We start from the raw sequence: 14753 nt of genomic DNA on the forward strand, positions 1-14753 counted from the left end.
TAAGGTAGGTGTAAAGGTGAAAGGATTAGTTAATTTTGTTTTGGGGAATAAACTTGCGGTTTGGTTATTAACCATCATTATTACCGTTTCGGGAATTTACTCAGGCACAAGAATGAAAATGGAAACAATTCCGGATATTTCAATTCCATACTTGATGGTATCAGATGTCTACCCTGGCGCAACTCCTGAAAAGGTAATGAATGATGTTTCCATGCCGATTGAACAAGCAGTTGAGGGACTTGACCATGTCAAATCCGTTTACTCCAATTCGTATTCAAATATGGCAAGCATTCAAGTGGAATATGAATATGGTATTGATATGGATGAAGCAAAACGAGAGTTAAAATCTGTCTTAGATTCACTTGAATTACCGGAAGGCGCGGAAAAACCAAAAACATCCGCAATTAGTATGAATATGATGCCGGTCGTGGCTCTTAGTGTAAGTAGTTCAAAAGAAGATATTGTTGAATTAACGTCAACCGTTGAAGATGCCCTTCTTCCAAAGATTCAAAAGCTTGATGGCGTAGCATCCGCAACGACTACCGGGCAACACATTGAGGAAGTCGATCTTACTTACAAAAAAGATAAAATGGATAAATTAGGTTTAACGCCTGATAAGGTGAAAGAAATTATTCAAGCAAGCAACATGTCTGTTTCATTAGGGCTTTATGAATTTAAAGAAGGTGAACAGGCTGTTGCGATAGATGGTAAGTTCATGACTGTGAAGGAATTACAAAATATGTTGATTCCTGTTACACCATCTGCAACGAATCCATCCCCATTTGTGAAGCTTAAGGATATTGCGACCATTAAAAAGGTTGGAAAAGTTGAATCTGTTTCCCGCACAAATGGTAAAGACGCAATTACGATTCAAATTGTAAAAGATCAGCAAGCTAATACAGTCGATGTAGTCAACAAGGTGAAAGAGCTTATAAAAGATGAGAAGAAAAAATACGATGGCCTTGCAATCGATATTACTCTTGACCAAGGTAAACCGATTGAAGATTCAGTCTCAACGATGGTTGAAAAGGCGATTTTTGGCGGTTTAATTGCTGTATTGATCATTCTTCTTTTCCTACGTGATTTCAAATCGACGCTTATTTCGATCATTTCGATCCCAGTTTCTATCTTTATGGCATTTTTGCTATTGAACTGGATGGAAATCACCTTAAATATTATGACCCTCGGGGCAGTTACGGTTGCTATCGGTAGGGTTATCGATGACTCGATTGTTGTGGTAGAAAACATCTATCGTCGTCTGCACTTGAAGGACGAAAAATTAACTGGCCGTGCTCTTGTACGGGAATCGACGATTGAAATGTTTAAACCAATTATGTCATCTACATTAGTAACGGTTGCTGTATTTGCCCCATTAGTTTTTGTTAGCGGCATGGTTGGCGAGTTGTTTATGCCATTTGCCTTAACAATGGCCTTTGCTCTAGGTGCTTCATTACTTGTGGCGATTACCATTGTTCCCGCTCTATCTCATTTCTTATTTAAGAAAAAGTTATATGGGGAACGAACGGAAAAGAGTCATAAAGAAGCCGGCAAGCTTGCTAATTGGTATAAAGGTTTCTTGGAAAAAACACTCAACCATAAATGGATTTCTTCCATCATTGCCATTGTGTTATTAGCTGGCAGCTTGGCATTGACGCCACTGATCGGCTTTAGTTTTCTAGGTAGTGAAGAAGAAAAAGTCATGTATTTAACATACACACCGAAAGCAGGAGAGCTTCATGACGAAACATTAAAACATATTAAAGAAGTAGAAGAGAAAATGTTAAAACGTGACGATATTGATATCGTTCAAGTATCTGTTACAGAGCCTGGCGACACACAAGCAGCGATGATGGGCGGTGGCTCAGGTGGTGGTCTAATGTACTTGATTTTCGATCCGGACATGAAAGACTTCCCGAAAGTGAAAGAAAAAATTGAGGACTATGTCAAGAATATTGATCAACCAGGTACGTGGAAAAGCCAAAACTTCTCTGCATCTTCAATGTCATCGAATGAAGTTAGCTATACTTTCTACAGTGAAGATTTAAATAAACTAAACCAAACGATCACAAAAGTAGAAAACTTATTAAATAAAAATGACGATCTTAAAGATGTTTCTTCAAGTGCTGAAGAAGCCTATGTGGAGTATAAATTCCGTGTAGAACAAGACAACTTGATGAAATATGGATTAACGACAGGTCAGATTGTTGGAATGTTAAATCCGCAAAAAACAAAAGATGTTTTAACGACAGTAGAGAAAGACGGAGATTCATTGGATGTAATCGTTCAACAAGAACAATCAGCCCAACCTGAATCAATCGATGATATTTTGGACAAGAAAATACCGACGGCATTAGGGAAAGCAATGCCACTTTCTGACCTTGTAAAAGTGAAGAAAGGCACGACGTTAAATACACTTTCAAGAAGTAAAGGTGAATATTATGCAACGGTTTCGGGCGAAATTAAAAGCAAAGACGTATCAAAAGTTACCGCTGCGGTAGATAAAGATATCAATAAATTAGATTTACCTAAAGGTGTCAGCTCTGAAGTTGGTGGTGTTCAGGCTGATATGGCAGATGCCTTTACACAACTTGGTGTAGCGATGGCAGCGGCTATTGCCATTGTGTATTTTATCCTTGTTGTTACATTCCGTGAAGGAGTTGCACCGTTTGCGGTTCTATTCTCGTTACCATTTGCTGTAATCGGTTCGTTTGTCGGATTATTTCTTGCTGGCGAAACGATTTCTGTTCCGGTTATGATGGGACTACTAATGCTCATCGGTATCGTTGTCACGAATGCGATCGTTCTTGTCGATCGAATTATTCGTATGGAACGTGACGGAATGACAATGCGTAAAGCCGTATTAGAGGCAGGAGCAACACGTCTCCGTCCAATCCTGATGACAGCCATTGCAACAGTTGGTGCATTGATTCCATTAGCACTTGGTGAAGGCGGCGGCGGATTAATCTCCAAAGGACTTGCAATTACCGTTATTGGTGGATTAATAAGCTCAACACTATTAACACTAGTAGTCGTCCCAATCGTCTACGAAGTACTATCCAAACTATTCAAGAAAAACCGCAAAGAAATCGAAGAAAACTAATCAGAACAAAGTGACAAATCCATTGTCCTAGCAGTAATCAACCGTTTTTTAATAACAAACTTTAAGAGAGGCTAACCATCTTGAACAAGGGGTTAGCCTCTCTTTGTGTACCATTGGTGTCTCTACAAAGTACCTTTACAAGGTGTTTTTACAAAGTGTCTTTACACTGGTGTCAGGCACCGAATATGGACAGTTTCCACCGGTAGTGGACAATTTGGGTTTTTCTAGGAAGTTGTGGCGGGAGTAATGTGTTTATGCTGCATTTTTTTTGTTCTTTTTCAGTTCGACGTCATGTTCTTTAGCTAACTTTTTTATGTCGTCTTGATAGTCGCGGAACATTTTTCGGGCGTCAGCAAGCATTCCGTTCGCTTCCTCGATGATTGTGATGTCCTGTTTTTGGAGTGCATTTAGTATTTTTACAAATGCATCATATTGAAGATTGGCTGCATCAATATACTTTTCATGTATTTTTTTTACTTCATCGGTTTCAATGCTAATGTCCTCCAACTTCTTTAAGAAGTCTTGGTAGGTAGGAATTATTTCATCCAATAAGGCATCGTATAATGTTTGATCATTTGTATAATTGACACCTGTTACACTTTCATATTTTGAAACCGCCTTGTTTTCCAAATCAGCTACTACTTCAATCTCTTTATTAATATAATTTAGTAGGTCATCTTGTACGGGGTCATTAGAACAGCCTGTGAGTAAGATAGCAAAAAGAAAAAAAGGGACAAAAAAGAGTTTTTTCAACAATTTCACCTCCATAATCTCTATACTATGTCGTTCTGCAAGTCCGGTAACACACAATATTGTGCAGATAAGCTATGAGAAAAGAAAGGTGATTGAAAAAATAAAAAGTCCCCATCAATAGGTTGGAAAAGACCAGCACTACTAATGGGGACTTTACATTTACACTTATGTTCCTATAATCTCGAGAACCCTTCTTCGTCTAAATATTCCGCAGCTTCTGCGTAAGAGTTAAATGTTCCATCTAGATTGAGCCCTGCATACACATTCCACATATCATCTTCATTCACAAGGACTAATGTAAAATTGTCTTGGTTGATCCATTTTTCTTCAAATTGATCTCCTACAATGGACGATTCCACCGTTGTTTTTGGAGCAAGTGAAAGGATTGATTTTTGAATGATTGTACGCAGTTCTTCCTCCGTAAAGTCACGGATATTAGTCATTCCTTTATCATTCACTTCATAGCCATTCAAAAGCTCAGCATAGACAAAACCATTTCCGTTCGGGTGCAAATGATAGACAACATTCTTTTTATCTGACGCACTTTCCTCATAATGGAAATTAATTCGCCCTAAAGAAACGTCTTTTCTTTGTAGTTCTGGAAACGATTCAATAATCGCTAATTTTTCTTCAAAAGTAAGCATATTGCCTCCATAAAATCATCATTTAATTGCATGATTATATCATACTTAGTTGTTAACAAAAAATCTAGAGGGTGAAACACCTCTAGATTAAGATAACGCATTTTCTTTACTGAACGCTTTTTTCAGCCAATTCTTTCCTTCGACAAGTCTGCTAACCATCATGGCGCAAACTGTGTTACCAGTAGAATTTAATAAAGTAGCCGGTACATCAATAATTGTGCTAATTACTGCAATAATCGGCAGCACTTCTGGTGGAAATCCAAACACGCTAAGAATAAGCATTTCCCCGATCATCCCGCCACCCGGAATCGCGCCCATAACGGCACCAACTAAAAATGAAACGGCAATAATACTTAGAATTCCAGTTACACTTGTCATATCTTTGCCGAACAAACTAAAAAGAAAGACAATTTTTAAAACCCCGCCGAAAACGGATCCATCCTTATGGGTGTTTGCTCCAAGAGGAACAATCGTTTCTGCGATATCATTTGGAACTCCCATTTTTTTAACGGATTCCAGATTAACAGGTATACATGCTGCACTTGAACAAGTAGCAATCGCTGTAATGGAGGGGGTTATAGCGTTTTTCCAAAATACTTTTACGCCCTCTTTGCCACCCGCGAAAAAAGCATATATTGTAAAAAAACCAAAATAATAAATAATGGCAAGAATAAGATATAATACAAACGCACGAACATAACCTTCTAAAATTTGTGGACCAAGCTCACCAATAACCGTGGCAAAATAGCATCCAAGACCAATTGGTGCGTAGTACATAATAAACTTTACAAATTTCATCATAATAGCGGAACCGGATGACAATAGATTCGCAATGGGTTTACCTTTTTCACCAACCATCGCTGTTGCTAGTCCGAACAAAATCGAAAACACAATCAATTGAAGCATATTACTTTTCGAAAATAACTCCGAAAAATCTCCTACTGTGAATGTTTTTACAAGTTGTCCAAGAAAAGTTACATCATCCGCCTTTTGTTCACCTGAAGATGACATAATGCTTTTAATAGAAGAAATATCTGTATTTTTCAAAGGATCAACGATAATTGCACCAATATAACCTAAAATAGCTGAAATAAGGGCAGTTATAATAAAAACTAAAAAAATACTTCCCATAATCTTTCCAAGTCTTTTCATTCCATTCATGTTTGCAATCGCCGAAGCAATGCTAAAAAAGACTAGCGGAACAATAATGGTGAACATTAAATTAAGAAATAGATCTCCAAAAGGCTTCACTATTGTTGCCTTCGAACCGAAGATAACCCCTGCTATTCCGCCTATAATAATAGAAAGGAGTAGTAGAATGGTCGATTTATAATTTGCCAGAAGCTTTCCCAAGATGTTCAACACCTTTCTGTATTTTCTATACTATCCTAAAATATTATCAACGGAAATGCATGATTTGACAATGGTTCATTTTAATAAGTATGTGATTCCTTTTTTTGGCGATATGAGTCACATCCTGGTCAAATGGATGAAAAGAAGTATCTCCAAAGAGGGCCATGAGTCACATCATGCTAGAGAAAGTAGAAGTAAGTACCTCAAAAAGAGAGTATGAGGTACATCATGAGCAAATGGATAAAGGAAGTACCTCCAAAGAGTGCCATGAGTCACATCATGCTAGAGAAAGCAGAAGTAAGTACCTCAAAAAGAGAGTATGAGGTACATCATGAGCAAATGAATAAAAAGAAATACCTCCAAAGAGTGCCATGAGTCACATCATGCTAGAGAAAGCGGAAGTAAGTACCTCTAAGAGAGAGTATGAGGCACATCCTGGTCAAATGGATAAAAGGAAGTACCTCCAAAGAGTGCCATGAGTCACATCATGCTAGAGAAAGCAGAAGTAAGTACCTCAAAAAGAGAGTATGAGGTACATCGTGAGCAAATGGATAAAAGGAAGTACCTCCAAAGAGTGCCATGAGTCACATCATGCTAGAGAAAGCAGAAGAAAGTACCTTCAAAAGAGGGTATGAGGTACATCATGAGCAAATGGACGAAAGGAAGTACCTCCAAAGAGGTTCATGAGTCACATCATGATCAAGAAAACAAAAATAAGTATCTCTAATGAAGAAAAGGAAGTGCTAGACACCTTCAGGAACTTTCAGTATCCTCTAGAATGCATTAAAAGTACCTATTAATATCACAAAAATTTACCATTTGTCCAATAAGTGATTCAATATGATTGTTTATCTCAGTCTTAGCGTAAATAATGCGAATATTTACCATGTCCAATGATTTTGAAATTTTTTGAGAGAATTTTGTAAATGGTCTTTTTCGGTATTATTTCACACCATTCATACATGGCATTTGCTGTAAGTTTTTTCTCAGGGAAAAGAAAAAGATATTCTTCTATGCTTCGTAAAACTGCAGATGTTACTTTTTCTTTATAACCACATGAATCGCAAATTAATACATTTTTATGGAATTCAGCAATAAATGAGTGGCACTGTGTACAAATGATCCCCTTTTTTAAATTATCAAAGTTGTAATTAATTGTCCGTTTGTAAGGAGATGTATGAATATGAAGGGATACTAAATGTTTTGCTAGTTTTATATGTTTATCTTTTATTTTTGGTGATATTGTAACTAGTTTGTTTAGAAATCGATTAAGTTGAGTTGGGAAAATAATAGGAAGATCTCGTGGAGCTTGATAAAGTTGGAAATCGGGGTTGATGAAGATAATATAGGATTCGATTTGACAATGATATCCTAACTCTTGGAGTAATTTTCGAAATAAGGATTCACTGCGTTGCAACTGTAGTAATGGATTCTTTATTTCAGTTCCAGAAAGTGTATACCAATTATCTGCTTCGATATAAAAATCCCCTTCGTAATTTTTTACCTCAAAAATGTATATCTTCTGATTAGAAATCAATACCTTATCGATTTGAAAGACAGTACCATTGCATTCTAATAGTAAATCATCAAGTATAAGCCAATCCTCTGACAAATTCTTTAGCCATTCGTCGACTCTTTGTTCGCCAATAAACCCCTTTTCTAGGTTTAAATAGTATGAATGTTCTTTGGGAGATAAACTCATTCTCCAATTTAAATACTGGGTAACTTGCAACTCTGCGGGTATGCAGCGAGGTTTAAAATTCATCACAACACTTCCTTCTTAAAAGATATCTTTTATTAATAGTAAGATGTTTCTGACTAATCTTTCAAGTGATTTATAAAAGAGATAAAAATAAAATGCTGCAAAGTTGGAAAAACTATGTCGATACTAATTAAAGCTGGAGTGAACGCTATTGATTTATGATTGTATCATCATCGGTGGAGGAATCGCTGGGTTACAGGCGGCTATTCAACTAGGGAGATATCAGCACAAAATTCTTGTCATTGATTCACATAATGGACGATCGAATCTGTGTCGGGCTTATCATAATATTCTTGGTTGGGCAAATGGGGTAAGTGGAGAGTACTTAAGGACAACTGGTAGAAGTCAGGCCGAAGATTTAGGGGTTGAATTTATTAATCAAACGGTTGTGACAATTGAGCAAGAAAATCATGCATTCGTATGTACAGTTAAAGATGAAAAAAAATATACTGGAAATCGTATTCTATTTGCGACGGGAATTATGGATCGCCTTCCGAACTTCCCAGAAATTTACCCTTGTCTTGGTGTAAGTGTCTATGTGTGTCCTGATTGTGATGGGTATGAAGTGAAAAACAAACGGACAATTGTTATTGGAGCTGGAAATGTAGGTGCTAATATGGCCCTTACATTAACCTATTGGACAGACAACATCATTTATATTAACCATGAACAAACTGAAATAGATGCACAGCTACAGAATCAATTACAATTAAAAAATATTACCTACTATAATGAGGCGATCAAAAATGTCATAACAAAGGAATCGCAATTTAAAGGAGTTGTTCTGGAGAATAACCTTCATTTTGAAAGTGAACATGCTTTTGTTGCACTAGGTGGAAATGATGTTCGCTCAGGACTGGCTGCTAGCATTGGTATTCAGCTACATGAAAATCAACATATCCTGACAGATCCACGTACAAAAATGACCAATATTAAAAATGTTTGGGCGGCAGGTGATGTCGTTGCACATTCTGAACAAGTAACGATTGCTATGGGTGAAGGAGCACAGGCAGCGATTTGGATACATAAAAGTTTGCTTTAGAAAAGGTGAGACCCCTCATTGAGAGGGTCTTACCTTTCAAAGGTTTTTAATATATTTACTAGCATTGATAAATGAGAAACAATATAATCAGCATTTTCCGATTTACTAATCGCGTGCGGGTCAATCAAAATCGTCTGACAGCCTAGCCGTTTCGCTGGAAAAATTTCATTGATTGCGTTATCTCCTATACATAGAATTTGATGATACTCAACTTGATACTTCTCCTTAATCTTCGTTAAATGATCCTTCGTTTGAATTGGTTTTTTTCCATCAAAAATGAGTGTATCAAAAAGATGATTGAATCCTAGTTTGTTCAAAAGTACCTCACTATCTTGTTTTGGCGAGTTTGTAAGAAGAACAAGTTTTCTATTGTCTGATAATTGCTGGAGTACTTCCTTGAAACCAGGAACTACTTTCATTTGAAACTCAGGAGTCATCATATATTGTCTGGTTTCCAGAAAAGCTTTACCGGCAGACTCATTATCAATGCCGTAATGCCTAGCAATAGCTGCGGGAACCCACCATAAATCTCCGATGTTTAACATGGAGTGGAAATTGAATTGTAGCTCTTTGGGATAAAGCTCACCTACTTCATGCTCCGAAAGAGGTTCACCATCCCATGTGTGTGCCTGGATAACGTGACCATTTACATGAGTTAAAATCAAATCATGTTCAACATCGAATACAGCGCCCATTTTTAATGAATGTTCTCCTGCTAATATTGCTTCGTAATCTTTTCTAAATAGCTCCTGTTTCTCTATATCTAGCTTTTCACATAATTTATTCGCATAATAATCAAAATGATGGGTATCCTCGTAAAGTGTTCCATCCAAATCGAATACAATTACCTTAATCTTTTCCATTCGATCAACTCCTCCTGTTCATTATAACAATCTTACCTATTGAAAAATTTTAATCTTTTTATTTTCTAGACTTTATTACTTCATCTATTTACCACTTTACTAAAATAAAGGATTGGTATAGAATAAAATCATATTAAAAAGAACGAGTTTAATAGACTTTCAGATAGAAAGGTGAGGCATCATGAATAATAAATGGGGGCTTTTGATTTTAATTACTTTCGTAGTCGGAAATATGGTTGGCGGCGGGATCTTTATGCTACCTGCCAATTTAGCACAAGTGTCCAGCCCTTTAGGTTCAACGCTGGCATGGGTTGCAACAGGGTTAGGAGTGTTTATGATTGCCCTCGTATTCGGAAATTTAGCGATTCGCAAACCGAATTTAAAGGCCGGCCCACAAAGCTATGCACAAAACTTATTTTCATCTCCGAAGACCGGGAAAGTTGCCGGATATAGCATGGCATGGGGATATTGGGCTGCCAATTGGGCAGCAACCGCTTCAGTAATCATTTCATTCGCGGGGTATTTAACAACATTTTTTCCGATCATGCAAAGTACGAAAGTGTTAGTTTCAATTGGCTCATTTCAATTAGAGATGGGTAAAACAATCACATTTATTATTTGTTCCATCATGCTTTGGGGAATCCAACTTATTCTTTCCAAAAGCTTTAATAGTGCGGGGAAAATGAATTTAATGGCTACGGTTGCTAAAGTTATTGGTTTCGGGTTATTTATTGTTGCTACAATTTTTATTTTTGATAAAGTAAACTTAGGAAATGCGAAGGAATTTGTTGATGCAACAGGTAAGTCCTTTTCGTTAGGCGGACAAGTGAATTCTGCTGCAATTGCTACTCTTTGGGCGTTTATTGGAATAGAATCTGCCGTGATGCTTTCCAATCGTGCTAAATCACAAGGAGATGTGAAAAAAGCAACGATCATTGGATTATTAATTTCATTAGTGATCTATATTGGAATTACCTTATTAACAATGGGAGCATTGCCACAGGATGTTTTAAAGGATTCTTCCAAACCTTTAGTAGATGCTTTAGGAGTAGTTGTTGGTAATAAAGGACCGTTTATTCTTGCCATTTTAGCCCTTGTTTCATTATTTGGATCAACAGTCGGTTGGATTGTCGTTAGTTCGGAAGTGCCTTATCAAGCTGCCAAAGTAGGATTATTTCCAGCCTTTTTTGCTAAAACAAACAAAGCAGGAAGCCCAAGAAATTCATTAACACTAACAAATGTTATGACCCAAATTTTTTTATTCTCAACAATTTCGGGGACAGTTACCCAAGCGTATAATTTCGCAATGGTTGTAGCAACATTAGCCTATCTTATCCCATATTTAGTCTCAGCCATTTATCAATTAAAGCTCGTACTAACTGGAGAAACATATGATGTGATTAAAGGGTCGCGAATAAAGGATGGAATGATCACTGCCTTGGCTCTTATTTACTCCCTTTGGGTGATCAAAACAGGAACAGCCGATATGATGACATTTTTATTGGGAATTGGATTATTTGTAGTAGGGTTAATCTTATATCCATTGATTATGAGGAAGCCACATCAAAAAGAAACAAAGATAGATACGGAAACGATCTTAAGTGGACAATGATTCCGTTATTTTTAGTAAATGAACCTAAAATAAGGGTCAAACTTAGAGAAACGGTTGTAACTTTCCGCAAAATTGAGTATAGTAATAGTAACTACTTAAAGGAGGTATCGAATTTAGACATTATGATTTCCTTACACTTTTTTCGCTAATAAATTTTATACGAAAAAGTGGCTCTGCCTGCTGTCAGAGTGATGGGATAATTATGTCTATTTTTGATACTAGCTTTAATATTGTACGGATTTAAAAGGGGAAATCAGCTTTTTTTTGTGTTCTCCAATTTTTCCACACCGTCACGAACTTAGCACAGGCAGATGCCTGTGCTTTTTTTATCCAAAAAAATAGAACGGTGGTGGCTGTGTATGTTTTTATTAAGAGCTGAAGATATAACGATTGAAATAAATGGAAACATTTTATTTGAAAATGCATCAATTGAAATTGGTGACGGTGATCGAATTGCATTAATCGGAAATAACGGAGTCGGAAAAACAACTTTTATTAAAAGTATGTTAGGAAAGTTACCAATTAAAAAAGGTACGGTTCAATTGAAAGTAAAGGAAAATGAAGTTGGATGGATGGACCAAGAATCCACTGAAACAGATGAACGAACGACGAGAGAATTTGTCGAGATGGAAAATCAACATCTACTTGATTTAAAAAAGAAGTTAAAGCGGGCAGAAGACCAAAATAATTATACCGATGACTATATGGAAGTATTTCAGCAATATATCGATGGGAATGGGTATGATTGGGAAGCGGCTATTGAACGGCAACTTTCAAAAGTGGGCTTAGAAGAAGGACTTTGGTCACAGCCGTTTAAAAACTTAAGCGGTGGACAAAAGACGAGGGCGAAACTTGCGAAAGTGATGATAAATGAACCAAAGCTGTTGATATTGGATGAGCCGACGAATCACTTGGATTCAGATTCAATTGATTGGCTTGTTCAATGGCTATCACAATTTAAAGGTGCCGTTCTCTTTACCTCTCATGAACGGGATTTTATCGATAAGGTAGCAACGATTACCTATGAGTTGACAAGTAAAGGTACTAGAAAATATCAAGGTGGCTATTCTTTCTATCATGAACAAAAACAACTTGAACAAAAAACTTTAGAGTTGCAATATCAAAAGCAAGAGACAGAGAGAAAGAAGCTTGCTGAAGCGGTGAGCCAGTATAGACAATGGTTTGATAAAGCCCATGCTGCCGCAAGTGAACGTGACCCGTTTGCAAAGAAAAAGGCAAATAAAAATATGACAAGATTAAAGGCAAAAGAAAAGGCTCTTGAACGTTTGGAAAATAATCGAATTGAAAAACCAGCTGAAACGAAAAATATCAATTATCGTATCGATACGGAGGAATTTTCAAGTAGAACGATGCTGGCATTATCAGATGTTTCTTTCTCTTACTCCTCAGAAAAGTCTCTTTTTAATCAGTTATCATTAGAGATAAATCGGGGAGATCGAATAGCTGTCGTTGGGAAAAATGGTATCGGAAAAACCACCTTACTAAAGCTATTAACAGGGAAACTAGAGCCTAGCTACGGAAAAATTACAAAGAATCCGCAATTAAGTATCGGTTATTTCATGCAGGAGTTAGAAAGCTTGGATTATGAAGAAACGATTTTAGAACAAGTTCTTTCCTTACCGAATATGACACAGACAGAAGCAAGGACAATTTTAGCCTGTTTCCTTTTCCGTCGTGAGGACGTATTCAAAAAGGTGAAAGATTTAAGCATGGGTGAGAAATGCCGAGTGGCCTTTGTGAAATTATATTTTTCCCACGCAAATTTACTCGTATTTGATGAACCAACCAATTATTTAGATATTGAAACGAGAGAACGAATCGAAGATGCATTAGTGATGTATCCGGGAGCTGTCATTATGGTTTCCCATGACTCCTTTTTGCTAAGAAAAGTGGCGAACCGAATCATTTCACTTGAGGATGGGGATGTTTTCGATTATCCCGGCACATACGATGAGTGGATAGAGAATACACATATGTCGAGTGAACTTCAAAAAATAAAAAATGAGCGAAGCATACTCGAACTCCAGCTTGCTAATCTCATTGCTGAAGAAGTTCCGGATGATGAACAGCAAAAGGAATTGTATGAAAGGAAATTAAAAGAACTAAAGCAGAAGATTACGGAGCTTGAAATGTAAGACTAGTACACTTTCCCACTTTGAGGAGGAATTATCTGATGAAAAAACCATTCTATATATTTTTCCCATTTTTGATAATGATTATTGCCTCCTGTGGTGATAAAGAAACCTCAAATAAAGATTGGAAGAATTCATTTGTAGTTTGGGAAGGGTACAATAATATTGTTTCAGATGAAAAAGTGAAAGAAGCTGAAATTGATAAGAAGGTTGGAGAAATTCAGATTTACTTAGATAATGAAACAAATGTTAATAAAAATAAAACATTTTCTAATAAATTCAAAAAAGGAACATTACTATATTCAATTAAAGAAGTTGACCAACATAAATCTTTAGCAATTAAGACTGATAATGGATACGTAATAATCAATAGTAACGGGAGATATAAGGAATAACGTAATAGGTTAAAAAGCTTTTATAGATAGTTAGAGGCAAGCCATGGTCATATTGACTGTGGCTCTTTTTGTGTCTTTAGGAGGAGCAAAGGGTCCATTGGCTGTGCTAATAATTATGCGCGATTTATACACGGCACGGAAATAGAAGTTAATAAAAATAAAAATATAGTATTGAAAAATGTAGATTTTCAGTTTAATATCTTTAGTAACATATAAATAAATATAGAAATGAGTGAATAAATATGAAAAAGTGGAACGGTAAATTAGCATTGGCTTTACTAGTAAGTTGTATATTAATTCTATCTGCCTGTGGAAAGAGTTCAAATGGTACAAGCTCTGGTGATAAAACCTTAAGTGTCGGTACCGAAGCAACGTTTGCTCCGTTTGAGTTTATGAAGAAAGGTAAAGTGGAGGGCTTTGATGTGGATTTATTAAATGCAGTTGCCAAAGAAGCTGGATATAAGGTTGATATTAAAAATACAGGCTGGGATGCGATGCTAGCGGGAGTTAAAGATGAGAGTATTGATGTAGGAATGGCCGGTGTAACAATCAATGATAAAAGAAAAAAATCATATGATTTCTCTCTTCCATATTTTGAATCTATCAATATGATCGTAGTAGGCAAAGATTCAACTGTAACAAATGCAAAGGATCTGGAAGGTAAGAAGATCGGGGTACAAAATGGAACGACCGGTCAAATCTCAAGTGAAAAATTATTCGGTGAAAATAACAAAAATATTTTAAAATACGAAACTTCAGCTATGGCTTTTATGGCATTGGAAAATGGCGATGTTGATGCGGTTGTGACAGATAATGCTGTAGCAAATGAATATGTGAAAAAGAATCCCGATAAAAAAGTGAAGACAATTGACGATAAGACAAATTTTTCTTCTGAGTATTATGGAATTCTCCTTCCAAAAGGAAGCGAATTGAAGTCCAAGTTCGATAAAGCATTAAATAAAGTGCTAGACAATGGAACATACACGGAAATCTATAAAAAGTGGTTTGGAGTAGAACCGGATATCGATACTTTAAAGTCAGCTGAAAAATAAAGGCTTTATTAAAATTAAGTGTTG

Annotated in this window: 12 protein-coding genes; 7 read left to right on the forward strand and 5 right to left on the reverse strand. The window is 36.5% G+C overall.

Features of this window, described 5'->3' with window-relative positions; genetic code table 11:
• Positions 1–16: 16 nt before the first annotated feature.
• On the forward strand, positions 17–3100 hold the full coding sequence (locus B5V89_RS11305; protein WP_108072052.1) for an efflux RND transporter permease subunit: 3084 nt from the start codon (positions 17–19) through the stop codon (positions 3098–3100).
• A gap of 252 nt (positions 3101–3352) precedes the next feature.
• Here B5V89_RS11305 and B5V89_RS11310 read toward each other — a convergent pair whose 3' ends face one another.
• The 3 genes from B5V89_RS11310 to B5V89_RS11320 form a co-directional block, all read right to left on the reverse strand.
• Positions 3353–3853 carry a hypothetical protein gene (locus B5V89_RS11310; RefSeq protein ID WP_425319831.1) on the reverse strand — a complete coding sequence of 167 codons (501 nt, stop codon included), beginning with the start codon at positions 3851–3853 and terminating at the stop codon, positions 3353–3355.
• Between the two features lie 173 nt (positions 3854–4026).
• A complete protein-coding gene (locus B5V89_RS11315) occupies positions 4027–4497 on the reverse strand; it encodes a hypothetical protein (RefSeq protein ID WP_108072056.1) in 471 nt (156 codons plus the stop codon).
• A gap of 87 nt (positions 4498–4584) precedes the next feature.
• Positions 4585–5853 (reverse strand): dicarboxylate/amino acid:cation symporter, encoded by a 1269-nt coding sequence (locus B5V89_RS11320; protein ID WP_373454615.1) that lies wholly within the window; start codon positions 5851–5853, stop codon positions 4585–4587.
• A 225-nt stretch (positions 5854–6078) separates the two neighbouring features.
• Between B5V89_RS11320 and B5V89_RS20095 the strand changes: the two genes are divergently transcribed.
• Complete coding sequence (locus tag B5V89_RS20095; protein WP_181294654.1) at positions 6079–6225, forward strand: hypothetical protein; 147 nt, start codon at positions 6079–6081, stop codon at positions 6223–6225.
• A 484-nt stretch (positions 6226–6709) separates the two neighbouring features.
• On the opposite strand, the gene B5V89_RS11330 is transcribed toward B5V89_RS20095, so the two are convergent.
• Complete coding sequence (locus B5V89_RS11330) at positions 6710–7615, reverse strand: nuclease-related domain-containing protein (protein ID WP_108072060.1); 906 nt, start codon at positions 7613–7615, stop codon at positions 6710–6712.
• Positions 7616–7763: 148 nt separating this feature from the next.
• Here B5V89_RS11330 and B5V89_RS11335 point away from each other — a divergent pair, with 148 nt between their 5' ends.
• Positions 7764–8654 (forward strand): NAD(P)/FAD-dependent oxidoreductase, encoded by an 891-nt coding sequence (locus B5V89_RS11335; protein ID WP_066230624.1) that lies wholly within the window; start codon positions 7764–7766, stop codon positions 8652–8654.
• Positions 8655–8683: 29 nt separating this feature from the next.
• On the opposite strand, the gene B5V89_RS11340 is transcribed toward B5V89_RS11335, so the two are convergent.
• Positions 8684–9517: an HAD family hydrolase gene (locus B5V89_RS11340; RefSeq protein WP_108072062.1), complete on the reverse strand. Its 834-nt coding sequence runs from the start codon at positions 9515–9517 to the stop codon at positions 8684–8686.
• Positions 9518–9695: 178 nt separating this feature from the next.
• Here B5V89_RS11340 and B5V89_RS11345 point away from each other — a divergent pair, with 178 nt between their 5' ends.
• From B5V89_RS11345 to B5V89_RS11360, 4 genes are all read left to right on the forward strand, one after another.
• The gene (locus B5V89_RS11345; RefSeq protein ID WP_107919848.1) at positions 9696–11129 is read left to right on the forward strand and encodes an amino acid permease; all 1434 of its coding nucleotides are present in this window, start codon (positions 9696–9698) and stop codon (positions 11127–11129) included.
• A 359-nt stretch (positions 11130–11488) separates the two neighbouring features.
• Complete coding sequence (abc-f, locus tag B5V89_RS11350; RefSeq protein WP_181294655.1) at positions 11489–13285, forward strand: ribosomal protection-like ABC-F family protein; 1797 nt, start codon at positions 11489–11491, stop codon at positions 13283–13285.
• 38 nt (positions 13286–13323) lie between these two features.
• The gene (locus B5V89_RS11355) at positions 13324–13677 is read left to right on the forward strand and encodes a hypothetical protein (RefSeq protein ID WP_108072065.1); all 354 of its coding nucleotides are present in this window, start codon (positions 13324–13326) and stop codon (positions 13675–13677) included.
• Between the two features lie 242 nt (positions 13678–13919).
• Positions 13920–14729, forward strand: coding sequence for a basic amino acid ABC transporter substrate-binding protein (locus B5V89_RS11360; protein WP_108072066.1), 810 nt, complete (start codon positions 13920–13922; stop codon positions 14727–14729).
• Positions 14730–14753: the final 24 nt, after the last annotated feature.

Source organism: Heyndrickxia sporothermodurans, assembly GCF_003055045.1.
GTDB lineage: Bacteria > Bacillota > Bacilli > Bacillales > Bacillaceae_C > Heyndrickxia > Heyndrickxia sporothermodurans.